Raw genomic sequence first — 19,109 nt, 5'->3', positions numbered from 1 at the left:
AAAAAGAGATCCATACCATGAGCCCAAAAACCTCTCTGGAAAAAAGCAAGATCAAGATTCTGCTGCTGGAGGGCGTGCACCAGTCAGCACTGGATACCCTGAATGCGCACGGCTACACCAATATCGAATATCTGACCGGCTCCCTGCCTGAAGAAGAACTGCTAGAGCGAGTGAAAGATGTTCACTTTATCGGTATCCGTTCTCGTACCCAACTGACTGACAAAGTATTTGATGCGGCTAAAAAGCTAGTCGCGGTCGGCTGTTTCTGTATCGGCACCAATCAGGTTAACCTAACAGCGGCCACCATGCGCGGTGTAGCGGTATTCAACGCCCCGTTCTCAAATACCCGTTCAGTCGCGGAACTGGTCATCGCTGAAGCGATCCTGCTACTGCGCGGCGTTGCTGAGAAGAACGCTAAAGCACATCGGGGTGAATGGCAGAAATCAGCGAAGAACTCTTACGAGATTCGCGGTAAAAAGCTGGGTATCATTGGTTATGGCAGCATTGGCTCTCAATTGAGTGTAATCGCTGAAGCCATGGGAATGCATGTTTATTTCTACGACATCATCACCAAACTACCACTGGGTAACGCGACTCAGTTGGGGACGATGAAAGAGCTGTTAGCAACCTGTGATATCGTCACTCTACACGTGCCAGAAACCCCATCAACCAAAGACATGATGGGCGCAGCACAGTTCGCAGAGATGAAACAAGATTCAATCTTCATCAATGCGGCGCGCGGTACCGTTGTGGTGATCGATGAACTTTGTAAAGCACTGGCTGATAAACGCCTATTAGGTGCAGCTATCGATGTATTCCCCGTTGAGCCTCGCTCAAATGATGATGAGTTCATCTCTCCTCTGCGCGAATTCGACAATGTTATCCTGACCCCTCACGTGGGTGGATCAACCTTGGAAGCTCAGGAAAATATCGGTTATGAAGTCTCCGAAAAGTTGATCAAATACAGCGATAACGGTTCTTCAATCACCTCTGTTAACTTCCCTGAAGTGGCGTTGCCAGAATATCCTGATGTTCACCGTCTGCTACATGTTCATGAAAATATTCCCGGCGTCATGAGCGCTATTAACAACGTATTTTCTGAAAACGATATCAACATTAGCGGTCAGTACCTACAAACCAACGAAAAAGTGGGTTATGTGGTCATCGATGTAAATGCTGAAACGTCTAAGGTTGCGCTGAGCAAACTAAAACAAGTTAAAGGCACTATCCGCTGCCGTCGCCTTTTCTAATGACATAACGGGTATTCGGATTGATCAAAAGGCAGCCTTAAGCTGCCTTTTTTAATGCGCCTCTGATGGGCTAATCTTCTGCTTAATCAGATCAAACACCTGCAAACGAATATTGGCATCCTCATTGACGAGATGGTGCCTCGCTTTCTGCAATAGCTTAATTTCCAATCCAGGATAAAGTCGCCCGATCACCCCTAAGTTATGCCGCCATTCAACGGTGTCATCGTCCACCCCCTGAATACACAACGGTTGCGTAGGCAAACTACCGGACTGCTCTACCTCATTAATCCAGCGCAACATCGCGCCGATCCAGCGCACCGGAATCCGTCGATGCTGTAGCGGGTCTTCATAACGCACAAAATGCAAAAAGGCTTCATCAGCCGAGCTAACCCCATAGGTACGCGGCACCGAACGCAAAACAAACCGTAACCAGCGATATTTACTCACGATCTGCAACCAACCACAGGGACGCACCAACGGTGCTAAAAAAACCTGATGCTTCACTGGCCAGTCACGATGGCCGAATTTTAGTTGTTGCTCCATCAAGATCGCCGCGCCAGTGCTTTGACCTAACAACGCCCAAGGCCCGACTAAGCGCTCCTTGCGACTATCGAGCAACTCGGTTAATTGTCGAGCATAGGTGGTAAAACTATCGATCGATAGAGGCGGCCCTTGCGACAAACCATGCCCCGGTAAATCATAGATCAACACATCCCAACCGATCTCCAGCAGATAGGAGATAAGATGGCGATATAAGCCACTGTGATCAAAATAACCATGTACCACCACCGCTGTACCTCGGCTTACATCACGACAACAATACTGCTGCACAAACAACGTACACCCCAGCACCGTTTGCCGCGACGCAAATAACTTATGACCAGCATGAATGATCGAGTTTAATTGATAGCCATTGAGATACTCTTCTAGCAACTCACTGCTATTAGCGCCATCTTCATGGTTATACACAGGCAGTCTGCTACGTAAGCATTTGGCATCTAACATCTGCATAATAGATTTCCTTCTGAACCATCGGCCCAGCGCATTTAACATGCGTTACTGCCTATAATTTAGGCCATATTTACAACTTATTCCTTGTGCTAAGGCAATTGCTGTATATAGTAAACTTCATCACCTGAAGGTAAGACCCATGCGACTGTTAATTGTTTTTCTTATCCTTTTCAGCCTTAAAGGGTTCGCCGAAACACCGGACCTTAATGCCGATTTAGATCGTCTTCGGAACCAATTACAGCAGTTCGATAATGATCCGGACAATCCGCTCAAAGAAACCTATCAGCTCACACTGCAACACTTACAAGACGTTATCTCGCTGAGCCAGCAGGCGCAAAACCTGCGCGCAGAGATAGAAGCGCAACCGCAACAACGAGAACGGGCCCGTCAGCAAACAGCGGCAGCCGACTCACTGATGTCAAATGCCCCCTTACCTAAAGACGAGCTACAGTCATTACTAGTCAAGGTAAAAGCCCGCCTGATTGACCTGGAAAAAAACCAAGATGAGCTGCGGCAGACGATTCGTGACAACGATAAATTACTGCTGAATCAACGCACCAAACGAGCCTCGCTGGAACAACAACTCAACGGCCCCAGTAAATTGATCGCTACACCGTCCACCGACCTACAGAAGGCTCGCGCCAAAGCCAGCGAATATCAACAAATGGCATTGGAACTCGCACTGGAAGTCAGCGAACTGGAAATCCTTGCCCTACCGGGCCGGGCAGAATTAGCCAGCCTCAATCTCACCAATCTACAAACTCAGATTCAACACTACAATACGTGGATTAACAGCGCAGAGGAACGTCTACAGCAGGAAAACCGTGCCGATGCAGAAAAGACCCTGAGCCAGGTAGAAACCGCCGACACCGACAGCAACCCGATCCTACAGCAGGCGCTAACCCGCAACAGTGAAACCGCCAACCTGATCCGCCAAGGCTTTGTCGAAGCCGAACAAACCAACCAGCAACGCAAGCAGCTAGAACAGCAACTACAGGTCATTCGGCAAACCTATCAAGCCATTCAGGCACAGTTAGAACTCGGCTTTGGTTATACCGGCTCAGAAATTCGTAGACATATCCAAAAGCTACCGAAAACGCTGACATTAGACGGCACAAAAGACCGCCTCAAAGCGTTACGCTTGAGCCAACTTAGCCTCAGCCAACCCATCCTTCAACCGGCCGGCATTGTCGAACTATCACCGGCACAACAGAGCAAACTCAACCAACTCAATCAAAGCTATGTCGAGCTGATTTCTGAACAACGCTCACTGCAACAAAAGCTCATTAGTGAACTGTCACAACTGCTGTTGATGCAGGATCAATTTAACGCTCAGATTATTGATAGTCGGGCACTGTTTAACAAACATCTACTGTGGTTACCTAGCACTGAACCGATATCGTTCCAATGGCCAGGGGTGATCATTAAAGGTTTTATCGCACTGTTCGATGAACTGCCCCAATTACTGCAGCCCTACCTTGCGCAGTTGAGTAGCAAAATAGAACTGCCACTAGGATTATTCATCCTCTCGCTACCGTTCTCGGTGCTCTGTCGACGCTACCTCACACAGCGCCAGCCCCAGTGGTGCAAACAGATCGGTAATGTCACTCTCGACCATATTCGCCACACCCTACGCCCACTGCTGTATCAACCAGTGGTTACACTGCCGATCCCGTTATTCATCTATGCTCTCGGTAGGCAGTTTGGTAGCGATGCCCCCTCGATCAGTAACCTGTTGTATATTATTGCCTTTATCAGTTGGCTCTACCTAACTGTAATGCGCTGGATGCAGCGCTCCTACGGGTTGATACAGGGGCAGTTTGGCTTACCTGAACAGCTCACCACTACATTGCGCAAACGGCTGCGGATGCTCTTCTGGACCAACACCCCCTTAATTGCGCTGTTATTTATTCTCGACCCCAGCAGCAATGACATGGTGATTGCCGGCCCCACTCGGCTCACTCTGTTATGTATCACCCTCACCTTTATCCTATTCTGGCTGAGTCTTTGGCGTGCCATACCCCAACCAAACCTGAATCAGCAACAACCGCGATTCTGGAGTAACACCCGTGCCTGGATCGGCCTGATCATCGGTTTCAATATCGCCATGCTCGGGCTGACCCTATGGGGTTATATGCTCTCCGCCGGCATTTTAACCGGGCTGATGTTCCTGCTGATCTGTATCGCCATCCTCGCCTACCTGATCTTTAGTTTGGGAAGACGCTGGCTATTAATAGAGGAACGTAAACTCTACTTTAATCGGACACTCGCCCGCAGAGCCGAGATTGTTTCCGCCCGGGAAGAACAGAAAGATACTCCGCCGGTAAAAGAAAACTTCATTGATATTCAAACGATCTCTGAACAGGGCCACATGCTCATTAAAACCGTGACCGCCTTGGTGTTTATTAGCCTCGCCTGGCTGGTTCTCGGCTGGACCCTACCAGCCCTCGATGTACTGGATTCGGTGACCCTCTGGTCAACTGGCAGCAGTGATAGTGGCGTGCTCAGTTTTATCACCCTCAAGCAGGTTGTTTTTGCCCTCGCGGCACTCACCATCACCTTTATCGCCGCACGTAACTTACCAGGACTCTTCGAGCTGCTGGTACTGAACTATCTACCCCTAGCGCCCGGCACCGGCTTTGCCATCTCCACCCTGCTGAAATACACCCTGTATATTATCGGCCTTATCAGCTTCCTGAACTTCCTTGGTTTGGAATGGGGCAAACTGCAGTGGTTAATCGCCGCTATGGGCGTCGGTCTTGGTTTTGGTTTGCAGGAGATCGTCGCAAACTTTGTTTCAGGCCTGATTATTCTATTTGAAAAGCCCATCCGTATTGGTGACACCATCACCATCGGTGGTGTCACCGGTAATGTCAGCCGAATTCATATCCGTGCGACCACCATTACCGATTGGGATCGTAAAGAGGTGATTATTCCCAACAAAACCTTTATCACCGACCAGTTGATCAACTGGTCCCTAACCGACCCTATCACCCGTATTATTGTACCGGTGGGGGTAGCCTATGGTTCCGATACCGGATTAGTCACCCAGTTGCTCCTACAGGCCGCGGCGGGCAACAAGAACGTGCTTAGCGAACCGCAACCCTTGGCGTATTTTTTATCTTTCGGCAACAGCACCTTAGATTTCGAGCTGCGAGCCTATATCAGTTCGATGGATAAACGTAATCAGGCCACCCATGACCTACACCGCACCATTGATCTGCTGTTTCGTGAACACGGCATCGAGATCGCTTTTCCCCAGTTGGATCTGCATCTAAGAAGCAACGACAGCGATAAAAACGCCGACCATGATGCGCCAAAATAAGTTAATATCCATCGCTAACCATGACAATTGAGGGAGCTTTGCAATGAGTGACAACCAGAACCGCCGACAACTACATGAATGTCAGATAGCCGTTCGCTGGGGCGATATGGACGCCTACGGTCACGTCAACAACGCACTCTATATGCGCTATTTAGAAGAAGCGCGGGTTCAGTTTCTCGGCGCTATTGGCGCAGCGGTTGATGGCAACGGCACTGATCCGGTGGTCATCAATGTGGGCTGCACCTTTCTCCGGCCCATCAGCTATCCGGCTACCGTGAATATTAAGATTTTTGTTGGCGAGATTGGCCGCAGCAGCTTTATGACCTGGTATGAACTCAGTACCACCGATGAGCCTGATTTGATCTGCAGTGAAGGTTATTCCAAAGTCGTCTGGATGGACCATAAGACAGGCCGCTCCGTTCCCCTGCCAGACGCTATCCGTAATAGCATTTCATAACGAGGACCTTTTTCACCATGAACAACGTTACACAACAATCCACAGATAAAGGCAGCAACGCTAAGATTGTCTATATTCTCTATCTGGCCAGTCTCGTCTTCGGCATTACCGGCCTCGTTGGCTTGATCATGGCCTATGTCTATAAAGGCGATGCCCCAGATTGGTTAAAAAGCCATTATCAATGGCAGATCCGCACCTTTTGGATCGCTCTGCTCTATACCGTGATTGGTATCATCACGACCTCGTTCCTGATCGGCTTTCTGATCTTACTGTTGAATGTTGTGTGGTTTATTGTCCGCTGCATCAAAGGCCTAAGTGCGCTGGACAAACAACAGCCTCTGCCGCAACCCACCAGCTGGCTGTTTTAATAACGGCACTCACAGCCCACTATTAAAGCTGCCGTTGGCAGCTTTTTATTTATTAGCACCCACCGTAGCAGTAACTTTGCGGTGGCCATCTCACGATGTGAAATGAATACCTCGCCTTAGCTTCATACTTTAGCATTGCTATAGGGGACAGGCTCTGCAAAGTGCGATATTGTTGCGACGCACAAGCCGAAATACCAGTTGCGCTGATAGGAGCCACTGGATTGCGGCATACAAAAAATCACCTGTTCCGGTTGCCTCGCACCGGAAGCTGGACGATTACAAATGAGGCAGTACATTATGAGTCAACGGATACAAACAGGCGGCCTGCAGGTTGCTGAAGTTCTCTACAATTTTGTTAACCAGCAGGTTATTCCAGGCACCGGCGTTACCGAACAGCAGTTCTGGTCTGGCCTAGATGCCATCGTCCACGACCTGGCCCCCGAAAACCGTGCCCTGCTGGCAAAACGAGATGCCATTCAAGAACAGATCGACAACTGGCACCGCGAAAACCGCGCCAACGGCTTTGATCTGGCTACCTATAAAGCATTTCTGCAGGAAATCGGCTATCTGCTACCGGAAGGCGAAGACTTCAGCGCCACCACCAGCAATGTTGACCCAGAAATGGCCACCATGGCCGGCCCACAGTTAGTGGTACCCGTCATGAATGCCCGTTTCGCTCTGAATGCGGCGAATGCACGCTGGGGAAGCCTATACGATGCCCTCTACGGCACCGATGCTATCGCCGAAGATGATGGCGCAGAGATCACCGCAAGCTACAACCCGGTGCGCGGCGCTAAAGTCATCGAATTTGCCCGTAATGTATTGAATCAAGTGGCTCCGCTAGCCAACGGCTGCCATAAAAACGCGGTCCGTTATAGCATCGACAACGGCAAACTGATCGTCACCCTGACAAACGGTGGCGAAACCGGTCTACAGGATGAATCCCAACTGATCGGCTACAACGGCGAAACCACTGCGCCGGACGCTATTCTGCTAAAACACAACGGCCTGCACCTCGATATCAAAATCGATCGCAATAGCCAAACCGGTGCCACCGATGCAGCTGGCGTGAGCGATATTATCGTCGAAGCCGCTCTTACAGCGATCATGGACTGTGAAGACTCCGTTGCCGCCGTTGACGCGGAAGACAAAGTAGTCGCCTACAAAAACTGGCTGGGACTGATGAAAGGTGACCTCACCGAGGCCGTCACTAAAGGCGGTAAAACCTTCACCCGCCGCATGAACCCCGATCGTCAATATACCGGCGTTGATGGCTCTCAAGTGAGCGTCAAAGGCCGCAGCCTGATGTTTGTGCGTAACGTTGGCCATCTAATGACTAACAATGCAATTCTCGACAAAGACGGTAACGAGATTCCTGAAGGCATCCTCGATGGCATGCTGACCAGCCTGATCTCAATTCACGATGTTAAGGGCACGGGGCAGTTCAGCAACACCACCACTGGCTCCATCTATATCGTCAAACCGAAAATGCATGGCCCCGAAGAAGTTGCCTTTGCCAATACCCTGTTTGGTCGGATAGAAACCGCCCTAGGATTGCCAAACTTCACCATCAAAATGGGCATCATGGATGAGGAACGCCGCACCACGGTTAACTTGAAAGAGTGTATCCGCGCAGCCAAAGACCGGGTGGTCTTTATTAACACCGGCTTCCTCGACCGTACCGGTGACGAGATCCATACCTCAATGGAAGCCGGCCCCATGATCCGCAAAGGTGAAATGAAAGCCGCGGCATGGATCGGTGCTTATGAAGACTGGAACGTCGATAACGGCCTCGCTTGCGGCTTGCAAGGACGCGCACAGATTGGTAAAGGCATGTGGGCTATCCCCGATCAGATGGCCAACATGCTAACCGCTAAGATCGCGCATCCGATGTCCGGCGCCAATACCGCTTGGGTACCATCACCAACGGCTGCTGCACTGCACGCATTGCACTACCATAAGGTTGATGTTTTCGCCCGTCAGGAAGAACTGAAAAGCCGCCCTCGTGCCAGCTTAGATGATATTCTGACTATCCCAGTAGCAACCGGCACCAACTGGTCAGCTGAAGAGATTCAGAACGAGTTGGACAACAATGCTCAAGGTATCCTTGGCTATGTGGTGCGCTGGATCGATCAAGGTGTGGGTTGCTCTAAAGTACCGGATATCAACGATGTCGGCCTAATGGAAGACCGTGCAACACTGCGGATCTCCAGCCAGCATATCGCTAACTGGCTACATCACAATATCTGTACCGAAGCGCAGGTCATGGAAACCATGCAGCGCATGGCGGCCGTGGTTGACCGTCAGAATGAAGCTGATCCACTGTACCAGCCGATGGCACCGAACTTCGATGAGAGTGTTGCCTTCCAAGCGGCATTAGAACTCGTCATTCAAGGCCGGATTCAGCCAAATGGTTACACCGAGCCCGTTCTGCACCGTCGCCGCTTAGAAGCGAAGGCCAAGCAGAACGCGTAAGCTCTAGCCCTTCACCGACTAAAAACCGCGCCCCGCGCGGTTTTTTATTGCCAACAATTAAGATTATTCACCCATGATATAAGGGCTGATATTAGCCATTGCTCGGGCAACATAGTCATCTTTTTCTGACACCGGCGCAACATAATGCAATGCCTCTTGCGCCACCTCTATTCCTTCCAACCTAGTCAGCACCCAAGCAGCTAAGTACTGCGAGGCCAAGCAGCCACCGGCAGTGGCGATATTATGCTGTGCAAAAAAGGCCTGCGGTAACACCTCAATCCCCGCCTCTTTAACCCAAGGGGTAGTGGTCAAATCAGTACAGGCGGGTATCCCATTCAATAATCCAAGCGAAGCTAACAGCAACGCTCCAGAGCATTGCGCACCGATTAACTGGCGCGTTGGGTCTAACTCGAGCTGCGACATCAAATCAGCATCGGCCACCACCTCGCGGGTTTTCATGCCACTACCGATTAAGACGACATTCGCCTCGCTGGCTTCACTCAAATCGATATGCCGTTCCAATATGACACCGTTCATCGACTCAACCCTTAATGTCGGGCTGGCGATAGACACTCGCCAACCGGGTCGCTTAACCCGGTTTAAAATTCCCAGTGCGATCAAGGAGTCAAGTTCATTAAAACCATCAAAGGTTAGAATAGCAATATGCATCATGGGATTCCTTCTAGATATGCAGCCGGCATAAAACCCTACTATTTAACCGGTTAAGCCTATAAGATCAGTTGCGTTAACCGATTATATGACCTAAATTCATGACGATAAAATTATTGTCATGGATACAATGTAGATGGTGCAGGCCCGTTACAAGCAACTAGTTGATAACCTCGCGGCAGATATCCACAACGGACTTCTGTCCCCCGGCACTCAGCTACCAACCCATCGCCAACTAGCTCGCCAAGAAAAAATTGCCCTAGTCACCGCCTCAAGGGTTTATACCGAACTCGAGCGTATGGGGCTGGTCAGCGGTGAAACGGGCCGTGGTACTTTTGTCAGAGAAACCGCGCTACCGCCTGGGCACGGTATCGACCAACTCGCTCCACGCGAAGGTATGATCGACCTTAACTTCAACTCACCGGCACTACCCCGGCAAACAGAAATGCTGCGTAAAGCGCTGCGTCAAGTAGCGATCTCCGGCGATATCAATGCCCTATTGCATTATCAACCCCACGCTGGACGTACCCATGAACGAGCGATTATTGCCCACCACCTTGATGCCCGAGGCCTGAATGTCCGTGCCGACAATATTGTTATTGTTAGTGGCGCCCAACAGGGGCTAGCGGCCACCGTTATGTCACGCTTACAGCCCGGCGATGTCATTGCTGTGGATGCCCTCACTTACTCTGGATTTAAAGTACTGGCTGAACTTCATCATCTCGAGTTAGTACCCATTCCTATCAATGATGACGGGCCTAACCTGACAGCCTTAGCCCAACTCTGCCAACAGCGGCGGGTCAAGGCAGTTTACTCAATGCCAACACTACATAATCCGCTCGGCTGGATAATGACGCAGGCACAGCGACAGCAGCTGGTTGCCATAGCCCGGCAACACCAACTATTAATCATCGAAGATGCTGCCTACGCCTTCCTCGCAGACAATCCGCCACCGCCATTACAGACGCTAGCGCCAGAACGCACATTCTATGTTTCGGGGTTATCGAAAAGTGTGGCCACAGGCCTGCGCATCGGTTTTATTGCTGCCCCACTGGCGGATGTACCGTTGCTCGAACGCACCATCAGAGCGATCGCTTGGAATACCCTAGCACTGATCACCGCTATCGCCTGTGGCTGGATCGAAGATGGCACTGTCGCGCAACTCGAAACGGATAAACGCCAAGATGCCGCCATTCGGCAAGCACTGGCCCATAAAGTGTTTAAAGGGTTACATCAGGCCAGCCACCCTAACGGATATTTTATCTGGCTCTATTTGCCAGAAGAGGCCCGCGCCGATCAAGTCGTGATGGCCCTCAGTAATGCCAATATTTCCGTCTCAACGGCCGACCCTTTCTCCACCAGTGAGCATGTACCCCATGCTATTCGCTTAGCACTCGGGTCGGTTTGCCTAGAACGCTTACAGAGCGCCTTAGAAACCGTCAGACAGGTCATCGACGAACATAGCTATTAGTTAACGCGCAAGCACGGCCACTATGGATTACACTATCCCTATGCCATCGATTCCAAAACAAGTTACGCCTATGCCATCTACCCCTATGCCGACACTTAAACACTCGTCTGTAAACGCTGTGGCTATCAGCCAGCCCCTCAGTGATTTTATCCACCAGCATCCACGTCTGTTTATCCTGACCGGTGCCGGTTGCAGTACTCAATCGGGCATTCCCGACTACCGCGATAGCAATGGTCAGTGGAAACGCCAACCGCCGGTGCAGCATCGTGACTTTCTCACCAGCCACGCTACCCGCCAACGTTTCTGGGCTCGCAGCCTGATAGGCTGGCCGTTAATGGCCAATGCCCGGCCCAATAGTGTGCATAACAGCCTGCAGCAACTGGAACAAAAAGGCTATTGTCAGCAACTGGTCACACAGAACGTAGACCGGTTACATCAACTGGCTGGCCAGCAACAGGTCATTGACCTTCACGGCCGTTCTGACCAAGTCATCTGTATGGACTGCCAGCAACTGCATGATCGCAACCAGATACACCAACAGATGGCCGCTGAAAACCCAGCCTTTGCTCACTATACCGCCAGTGCCGCACCGGATGGCGATGCCGACTTAGAAGGCGTCGACTTTAGCCATTTTAAAGTCACCGGCTGCGCTGCCTGTGGCGGTATGCTCAAACCGAATGTGGTGTTCTTCGGCGATAATGTCCCTAAAGAACGGGTATTTAGCGCCCTCGATAGCTTAGAACAAGCCGATGCGTTACTCGTTATTGGCTCTTCGCTGATGGTGTATTCCGGCTTTCGCTTCTGTAAACAAGCCGCGCAACGAAACATCCCCATTGCCGCCATCACCCACGGAAAAACCCGCGCCGATGAACTCCTTAGCTTAAAACTCGATGGCGATATCAGCGCCTTTCTGACACCCAGCGTCAGCGCGTTAGATCAGCGCCTTTAGCCTCAACTTTACTGCTCATTAAGTGAACAACCCGCTTAACAAAGCAGCGATAGCCGTACGTATCAGGTATACTGGCGGCCAATTGAATCCTGATTCCGAGTACAACTGTGTCTGATACCGCTTTTTCCTCCCTGAACCTGCCTCCTACCATGCTTAGCAACCTTGCTGACCTTGGCTATAACGAGATGACTCCCATTCAGGCCCGCAGCCTGCCACATGTGCTAGACGGCAAAGATCTCATAGCCAAAGCAAAAACCGGTAGTGGTAAAACCGCGGCCTTTGCTATCGGCTTACTGCTAAATATTAATCAGCGGGATTTCGGCACTCAGGCACTCGTTATCTGCCCTACGCGGGAGCTCAGCACCCAGGTGGCGCAGGAGATTCGTCGGCTAGCACGCTTTAAAGACAACCTGAAACTGGTGATTCTCTGTGGTGGCCAATCCGTCGGCCCACAAATTGGTTCACTGGAACATGGCGCGCATATTATCGTTGGCACACCCGGCCGGATTCAGGATCTGATCCGCAAAGGCAAACTCGACCTATCCCGTTGCGGCACCGTGGTGCTCGATGAAGCCGACCGCATGCTAGACATGGGTTTTTATGAGCAGATTGAAGGGGTGATCAACCACACACCTAAGCAGCGTCAAACCCTGCTGTTTTCGGCCACCTATCCCGACGGCATTAAGAAGCTCAGCGCCGACCTGCAGCGTGATCCGGTGGAGGTGACCGTCGAAGCGGTGCACAGCACCAGTCAGATCGAACAATCCTTCTATGCACTCGAGCAAACCAAAAAGCCCGAAGCATTAGCACGTATTCTCAGCCATTTCAGCCCTGAATCCACGGTAATCTTCTGTAACACCAAAGATCAGTGTCGTGAAGTATCCGAACACCTGCGCAATCTGGGCTATTTTGCCGCCGCGCTCCACGGTGATCTGGACCAACGTGACCGCGATCAGGTGCTGGTGCAGTTTTCCAACCGCAGTAACACCATTCTGATCGCCACCGACGTGGCCGCCCGTGGACTGGATATCAGTGATCTATCACTGGTGATCAACTACGACCTACCCCGTGATCCTGAGATCTACGTTCACCGTATCGGTCGTACTGGCCGCGCCGGCAAAGAGGGGATGGCCATCAGCCTGTTCCGAGATTCTGAACAGTACAAGATGGATATCATCAGCGAATACCTGTCGCAGACGCTCGAGACTAAATCCCTCAGCAGCCTGAAAAAAACCAGTTCTGAAGAGCCTGTTAAGCCGGTTATGCGAACTCTCTGCATCGCCGGTGGTCGAAAGGATAAGATACGTCCAGGCGATATCCTTGGCGCGCTCACCGGCGAAGCCGGTATTGATGGCAGTGCGGTGGGTAAAATCAACATTTACGATTATGCCGCCTATGTCGCCGTTAAGCGTGAAGAAGCCCGTAAAGCCCATAGCCGCTTACTCGAAGGCAAGATCAAAGGCCGTCGTTTTAAAGTAAGAATGCTATAAAACGTTTTACTGTGTTAGCAAAGGTATTTTAATATGGCGGTAGCATCAGCACGGCATATTCTGGTAAAAACAAAGGCCGAGGCTGAAAAGCTGAAGCAACAACTGGAGAAAGGGGAGGACTTTGCCCGTCTGGCAAAAAAACACTCTCTGTGTAACTCTGCCAAACGGGGTGGTGATCTGGGTGAATTTCGGCCTGGCACCATGGTTAAAGCATTCGACAATGTGGTTTTCCGCAAGAAATTACTGGAGATCCACGGACCGGTGAAAACAAAATTTGGTTTTCATCTTATTCAGACCCTCTATCGCAGCTAACGATAAGTCTGTGATAAAAGTCGCCAACTTAAAGAGGTAGTTCCTATGAAACCGGCCAAAAAACAGAAACAGCACCCCAAGTTTGTTGAAGCCATGCAGAAACTCTCTGCAATGAACGAAGAAGAGCGCCTCTCCGAAGAGAACAAAGAACTGTTCGACCAAGCCATCGCCTATGCCCCACTGGAAGCCCAGCCTGCGCTGGTGGCGATACAGCGCAAATATGCGGAAGTGCATTAAGCATCAAGAACTGAGACTTGGCTTGAAAAAGCATAAGATCAAAAGATTAAAGAGGGCCTTATGGCTCTCTTTTTTTAGTTATATATGAAATATAGTTTTTATTCTTTGCGACCATACTCAAAATTGTTAATTATGATTAATATCTGATAACCACTTATTAATAGTAACAATAATATTTTTCGATATCCCCCTAAAGCTATCAGCTTGAATTTCCTTCTCATCCATCATTTTACTTCGCACTTCTTCACTACCTAAATCAAAGCGCAATAATTTTTTCATATGAAAAAGAGTATTGTATTCCGTTTCATCAACCAATTCATCCAACCTAGATAGTTTTATGATATCATCATAATTAAGCTTTCCATTTAGTTCCTTTAAAGCTTCAGGATGGCTTGCTTTTAAAAAACAAGCCAAAGCTATTAAAATCTGGTAACTATTATAGTACTTTGTCTCACCAGTCATATTTTGAATCACTGAATAATATGACAACATCCGCTCAATTTCTCTAAAAGAAAGCTGTCGATATTTTACTATTTCAGTAAAAGCTTCAATTGTTCTACTATTTACAATTTTCTCATCATTTACCATCATAGATTTTATTGCATAGTTTAAAAAAACCACACCATCATCATTATATTGCCCACTAGTTCTTGGGAGTGATAACCACAGATTAATAAACTTATGCAAATAGTTTGTTGGATTTATATTTTTACCATATTTAGTTTTTATGATCTCTTCAAGCTGAACTCTATTTGTCACCAAAAGAAAGGATATTCCATTCACCGAAAACAAATGCTTAATTTGCTCTAGTAAACTCAATGCAAAATCAGGTTTACAACGATCTAACTCGTCGATTATGAATATAATTGGACTACCTTCACCGGCAGTCTCCGCAAAAACCTCTAAGTAACTCTTAAACTCTTTTAGCGCCAATTTGTCTCTTTGTACATTTTTAAATTTATCTTTTACTATGTCATCAACTTGCTCAGATACTAAATTGGAAATTTCTTTTTCAACAGAATCAAATGCACTTCCGTCAACCACCCCTGCAGTTCCTGCCTTTACTGCAATTTTAATTGCACCACGACTGAATGACTTAAAAGCCTTAATTGTTTTCTCTCTAAATTCAACTTGTTTTTCTTCGTCTTCAGACGAAATAAGCTGATAGATTTCTGATGCAAGTGTCAAAAATGAATCTTTTTGATAATCATTTTCAAAAGCATCAAAATAAATAGTCTTGATCCTAGTATTTCTATGATTCTCTAGATATCCACGCCACATTTTTATAAATGTACTTTTACCTTCCCCCCATCCAGAATCAAGAGCTATTACAGGATAGTCATCTGCATTTGCAATTAAATTAGATAGACGCTCACCAAACCCTGCTCTTTTAAAAATATCAATATCAGTCGAAAAACCTGCATCCGGCTTTATTTCCAATTCAGGCAAAATTATTTTCATATTAAATCCTTATAATAATCTAAACAGGTTTATACGGTAGATATTTATTTCAATAAATCGATAATATTTTTATGACTTTACTCTGATAATTATTCATAAATAATGACAAGCCGCATTTCTAAAGTGCTTTGCTTATATGCCCCTTCTGTTGACCCACTTCAATCCGATCCAGCACTGATTCATATGAGCATCAATCAACGTACTATTCCACAGCCAAGCTATATGAAAAGAATTCGGTATCCTTAACGAAGCCCATTTTTTCATATAACGATTGCGCTGAATAATTATCCTTCGCGGTTCCTAAATCGACTCGAACGGAACCCGTGCTTTTGGCTAGCTGAATGGAGGAATCAATTAAGCCGCTGGCAACGCCTTTTTGGCGCTGAGAGGGTAATACGAATAAGTCATTCAGCACGATCACTTTTCCAAGGGAAACTGACGAAAATGAGTGATAATTCAAAACAAAACCAACGGGATCGCTCTCTGCACTATAAGCAATAAAGACGGTTGCTTCGTTATTTGATAAACGCTCATGCAAGTACTTGCTATATTTTTCAGGCGCCGAAGGTTGCTGATAAAAAACCATATATTGGTCAAAAAGTGTGACTAAATCATCTAACGCTTCTATTGATATTCTTTTTATATTCATAACGACTCAATAATTGATAATGAATTAACAATATTGCAGCTTAATAGCTAACCCTCACCTCAAGATATAGCCTATAAAGCGACCCGCTCAATTTCTCACTGTTCGACTAACCAACGCTAATAGCCTCAGCCTTTCTTACTCTTACGCACATCCCGCACCAGAAACGAGCGGCCTTGACCGCGCTTAAGTTCAAACAGGTCGACCGCTTTAAACAGGCTGCTTAAATTCTTAAAACCGTAGTTACGGCAATCAAACGAAGTTCTGTTGGAAATATTGGCTCCCACTGGTCCCAGAGGCGCCCAGCCATCCTCATCTTCGTTAGCTTCAATGGCTTGTCGCAACAAGTTAACCAGCTTGGTATCTGATTTAATATTTTTAGGCTTGGTGTTATTGGCGCTTTCCACCGCTTCAGGCTGATCCAGAAAGAGGAATTTTGAACAGGCATTCACAAACGGCGAGGGGGTTTTACGTTCACCAAAGCCTAGCACCATTTTGCCTTCGGCTAGGGCACGGGTCACCATTGGGGTAAAATCACAGTCAGATGAGATAAAACACATTACATCGATATCTTTGGTGTACATCACATCCATAGCATCAATCACCAAGGCGATATCCGAAGCGTTCTTTCCTTTGATTAAATCATATTGCTGTACCGGCTGAATCGCATACTCATGCAGTAGCTCTTCCCAAGACTTTAGGGTCGGCGACTTCCAGTTGCCGTAGGCTTTACGAATAGTGACCACACCATATTTAGCCACTTCACTGAGGACATCCTCAAATTTACTGGCGGGTGCGTTATCCGCATCAATAAACAGGGCTATCTTTTGCTTTATCTCGTTCATCTTCATTCCATCGTTCACTCGATCAATTAAGCGGTTGATCGAAACCTTTCATATTATCGCCAAGCCGTTTAACTATAGCGAGGCCTGAGCCATGCAACCATGGTTATCCACAGACAATGGCAATCCGCTACGTATGTCTCACTCAACACTCGATTGGATGCCGTAGAGTGTGCCTGAAGCCGAAAAACCATTCAATTGCCACACCCTGATCATGATCACTAGCCCCAAATCCAGACTAAGCTGGCGACAGCCACAATGATGCAACTCCACCAAACACTCTTTAGCCGCTGAATACCACCAGAATAACTCCAAACAAGGCCACCAATACCTAACAACAACAGCGGCAACGCCAACATCGCCAAAAACACCACCCAGCCTGAAGCGGCCTGCACACCAACCGAGTAATAACCAAAGCACATCACCATTGGTAGCAGCACCACGATCACTAGCTTTACTAGCCCTTCGGGCATGTTATTCACCGGTCAGCACCGTTTGAACCCGTTGCTGTAACGCGGGCACTAATTCCGCTTCAAACCAAGGGTTCTTGCGCAACCAGATGTTGTTACGCGGACTAGGGTGGGGCATGGGAAATACGGCGGGAGACTGGCCTGAACAACTGTAATCTCGCCAATGAGATACGATATGTGTTACCGACCCTTTTTCATGCAGATGCCAAGCCTGAGCATACTGTCCGATCACCAATATCAGTTGCAAATTAGGGAGGCGATCTAATAACAGCTGTCGCCATTGCGGAGCGCACTCTTTCCGGGGAGGTAGATCACCAGATTTGCCGGTGCCGGGGTAACAAAATCCCATCGGCAGAATCGCTAACTGCTTGGCACCGTAGAAAGTCTCGGCGGTGATCCCCATCCATGCGCGTAAACGCTCACCGCTGGGATCATTAAAGGGAATGCCCGTTTCATGCACTCGACGACCCGGCGCTTGAGCGGCAATCAGAATGCGCGCGGCAGGATCGAACTGAATCACTGGCCGTACGCCATCGGGCAGAAAGGGAGCGCAGATATCACAGGCTTTCACCCGTGCAATCAACTGCTGATCAGATTCCATCTTCCATTCCCTCACTTAAACCGGGGCTTGATGGGTTGCGGATAACCCATCACGACCTAACAGTGTACTGATTCAACCTCGGATCAGCTAGTTCGTCCCCAGCAAAACCGGCATCACGAATAATCACCGCCGCTGTAACCATCTGTTCATCTATTTTAAAAGGCGCTGTCATCAAGTCACAGCATACTGCTCTAAACCGAATATTGGGCAGCATTATGCAAAATATCCACACCATGTTTATCTCAGATGTACATCTGGGAACGCCGGATTGTCAGGCCAAACTGCTTAGTGATGCACTGAAACAACTTGCGCCGAAAAAGCTCTATCTGGTTGGGGATATCATCGATCTAGCAGCCATGCGCCGTAAAGCCATCCTACCTCAGGATCAGCAATTACTGATTGGACAATTATGGCAGATGGCCAGAGAGGGCTGCGACATTATCTACATTCCGGGTAATCATGACGCCCCTCTGCGCAAAATTTGCGGTTTGAAACTAGGCACCTTGCAGATCCGCCGTAAAGCGATTCATAAAACCCGCGATGGCCGCCGCTTTTTAGTTTCTCATGGGGATGAGTTTGATGGTCATGTACGTATTCATCCATTGATGCTACTGCTGGGCGATCATGGGCATCAATTGCTGCTCTGGTTAAACCGCAGCTATAACCGAGTACGCCAATGGCTGAAGATGCCCTACCGTTCTCTAGCGGCGATGATTAAACAGCGCTTTAGCAGCGCCCAGCGCTATATCGAACACTTCCAAGATGCCGCCTGCACCGAAGCCCGACGACAATCGCTAGATGGGTATATTGGCGGGCATATTCATCAGGCTGGATTTACCCACCGCAAAGGCGCGCTGTATTGTAATGATGGTGACTGGGTTGAACACTGTACGGCACTGGTCGAAACTGACAGCGGCAAACTACAGTTACTCGAGTGGCCTACCATGACCATCGTCAGCGAACCTGCAGCACCGCTACAGCTGTCCGGCGAGCTAGTGAACAGCTAAACCTCATTATCACTCTCTGGCGTACTGGCGGCCGGACAAAGACTGCTCAATTGGTGTATCCAGCAGAA

At 48.7% G+C, this 19,109-nt stretch carries 18 protein-coding genes; 11 read left to right on the top strand and 7 right to left on the bottom strand.

The window, feature by feature from the left end; translation table 11 throughout:
• Nucleotides 1-17: 17 nt before the first annotated feature.
• The gene (gene serA / locus ACN0T0_RS12265; RefSeq protein ID WP_417226471.1) at nucleotides 18-1,250 is read left to right on the top strand and encodes a phosphoglycerate dehydrogenase; all 1,233 of its coding nucleotides are present in this window, start codon (nucleotides 18-20) and stop codon (nucleotides 1,248-1,250) included.
• 51 nt (nucleotides 1,251-1,301) lie between these two features.
• On the opposite strand, the gene ACN0T0_RS12260 is transcribed toward serA, so the two are convergent.
• Nucleotides 1,302-2,261: an alpha/beta hydrolase gene (locus ACN0T0_RS12260; protein ID WP_417226469.1), complete on the bottom strand. Its 960-nt coding sequence runs from the start codon at nucleotides 2,259-2,261 to the stop codon at nucleotides 1,302-1,304.
• Between the two features lie 139 nt (nucleotides 2,262-2,400).
• Here ACN0T0_RS12260 and ACN0T0_RS12255 point away from each other — a divergent pair, with 139 nt between their 5' ends.
• The 4 genes from ACN0T0_RS12255 (at nucleotide 2,401) to ACN0T0_RS12240 (ending at nucleotide 8,886) form a co-directional block, all read left to right on the top strand.
• Nucleotides 2,401-5,586: a mechanosensitive ion channel domain-containing protein gene (locus ACN0T0_RS12255; RefSeq protein ID WP_417226467.1), complete on the top strand. Its 3,186-nt coding sequence runs from the start codon at nucleotides 2,401-2,403 to the stop codon at nucleotides 5,584-5,586.
• 43 nt (nucleotides 5,587-5,629) lie between these two features.
• Complete coding sequence (locus tag ACN0T0_RS12250; RefSeq protein WP_417226465.1) at nucleotides 5,630-6,043, top strand: acyl-CoA thioesterase; 414 nt, start codon at nucleotides 5,630-5,632, stop codon at nucleotides 6,041-6,043.
• 17 nt (nucleotides 6,044-6,060) lie between these two features.
• Nucleotides 6,061-6,411, top strand: coding sequence for a DUF4870 family protein (locus tag ACN0T0_RS12245; protein ID WP_417226463.1), 351 nt, complete (start codon nucleotides 6,061-6,063; stop codon nucleotides 6,409-6,411).
• Between the two features lie 297 nt (nucleotides 6,412-6,708).
• The gene (locus tag ACN0T0_RS12240; protein ID WP_417226461.1) at nucleotides 6,709-8,886 is read left to right on the top strand and encodes a malate synthase G; all 2,178 of its coding nucleotides are present in this window, start codon (nucleotides 6,709-6,711) and stop codon (nucleotides 8,884-8,886) included.
• Between the two features lie 63 nt (nucleotides 8,887-8,949).
• On the opposite strand, the gene ACN0T0_RS12235 is transcribed toward ACN0T0_RS12240, so the two are convergent.
• Nucleotides 8,950-9,555, bottom strand: coding sequence for a DJ-1/PfpI family protein (locus ACN0T0_RS12235; RefSeq protein ID WP_417226459.1), 606 nt, complete (start codon nucleotides 9,553-9,555; stop codon nucleotides 8,950-8,952).
• A gap of 136 nt (nucleotides 9,556-9,691) precedes the next feature.
• Between ACN0T0_RS12235 and ACN0T0_RS12230 the strand changes: the two genes are divergently transcribed.
• The 5 genes from ACN0T0_RS12230 (at nucleotide 9,692) to ACN0T0_RS12210 (ending at nucleotide 14,014) form a co-directional block, all read left to right on the top strand.
• Nucleotides 9,692-11,026, top strand: a complete 1,335-nt coding sequence (locus ACN0T0_RS12230; RefSeq protein ID WP_417226457.1) for a PLP-dependent aminotransferase family protein — start codon at nucleotides 9,692-9,694, stop codon at nucleotides 11,024-11,026.
• Nucleotides 11,027-11,096: 70 nt separating this feature from the next.
• Nucleotides 11,097-11,975 carry an NAD-dependent protein deacetylase gene (locus ACN0T0_RS12225; RefSeq protein ID WP_417226455.1) on the top strand — a complete coding sequence of 293 codons (879 nt, stop codon included), beginning with the start codon at nucleotides 11,097-11,099 and terminating at the stop codon, nucleotides 11,973-11,975.
• A gap of 107 nt (nucleotides 11,976-12,082) precedes the next feature.
• Entirely contained in the window at nucleotides 12,083-13,465 is a 1,383-nt protein-coding gene (gene dbpA / locus ACN0T0_RS12220) for an ATP-dependent RNA helicase DbpA (protein ID WP_417226453.1), read from the top strand.
• A gap of 33 nt (nucleotides 13,466-13,498) precedes the next feature.
• Nucleotides 13,499-13,777 (top strand): peptidylprolyl isomerase, encoded by a 279-nt coding sequence (locus ACN0T0_RS12215; RefSeq protein ID WP_417226451.1) that lies wholly within the window; start codon nucleotides 13,499-13,501, stop codon nucleotides 13,775-13,777.
• 45 nt (nucleotides 13,778-13,822) lie between these two features.
• Nucleotides 13,823-14,014 (top strand): hypothetical protein, encoded by a 192-nt coding sequence (locus ACN0T0_RS12210; protein ID WP_126157184.1) that lies wholly within the window; start codon nucleotides 13,823-13,825, stop codon nucleotides 14,012-14,014.
• A 126-nt stretch (nucleotides 14,015-14,140) separates the two neighbouring features.
• On the opposite strand, the gene ACN0T0_RS12205 is transcribed toward ACN0T0_RS12210, so the two are convergent.
• From ACN0T0_RS12205 to ACN0T0_RS12185, 5 genes are all read right to left on the bottom strand, one after another.
• Nucleotides 14,141-15,475: a KAP family P-loop NTPase fold protein gene (locus ACN0T0_RS12205; protein ID WP_417226449.1), complete on the bottom strand. Its 1,335-nt coding sequence runs from the start codon at nucleotides 15,473-15,475 to the stop codon at nucleotides 14,141-14,143.
• Between the two features lie 202 nt (nucleotides 15,476-15,677).
• Nucleotides 15,678-16,124: a GNAT family N-acetyltransferase gene (locus ACN0T0_RS12200; protein ID WP_417226447.1), complete on the bottom strand. Its 447-nt coding sequence runs from the start codon at nucleotides 16,122-16,124 to the stop codon at nucleotides 15,678-15,680.
• A 125-nt stretch (nucleotides 16,125-16,249) separates the two neighbouring features.
• Nucleotides 16,250-16,966 carry an NYN domain-containing protein gene (locus ACN0T0_RS12195; RefSeq protein ID WP_417226445.1) on the bottom strand — a complete coding sequence of 239 codons (717 nt, stop codon included), beginning with the start codon at nucleotides 16,964-16,966 and terminating at the stop codon, nucleotides 16,250-16,252.
• A gap of 218 nt (nucleotides 16,967-17,184) precedes the next feature.
• Nucleotides 17,185-17,445, bottom strand: a complete 261-nt coding sequence (locus ACN0T0_RS12190) for a hypothetical protein (protein ID WP_417226444.1) — start codon at nucleotides 17,443-17,445, stop codon at nucleotides 17,185-17,187.
• Nucleotides 17,438-18,034, bottom strand: coding sequence for a uracil-DNA glycosylase family protein (locus ACN0T0_RS12185; RefSeq protein ID WP_417226442.1), 597 nt, complete (start codon nucleotides 18,032-18,034; stop codon nucleotides 17,438-17,440). Before ACN0T0_RS12185 ends, ACN0T0_RS12190 begins: the two co-directional genes overlap by 8 nt.
• 215 nt (nucleotides 18,035-18,249) lie before the next feature.
• Here ACN0T0_RS12185 and ACN0T0_RS12180 point away from each other — a divergent pair, with 215 nt between their 5' ends.
• Entirely contained in the window at nucleotides 18,250-19,041 is a 792-nt protein-coding gene (locus ACN0T0_RS12180) for a UDP-2,3-diacylglucosamine diphosphatase (protein ID WP_417226440.1), read from the top strand.
• Nucleotides 19,042-19,109: the final 68 nt, after the last annotated feature.

The sequence above is a fragment of the Amphritea sp. genome (assembly GCF_048266285.1).
In the GTDB taxonomy this organism is placed as follows: domain Bacteria; phylum Pseudomonadota; class Gammaproteobacteria; order Pseudomonadales; family Balneatricaceae; genus Amphritea.
This window is presented reverse-complemented; position numbering and strand designations above follow the sequence as displayed.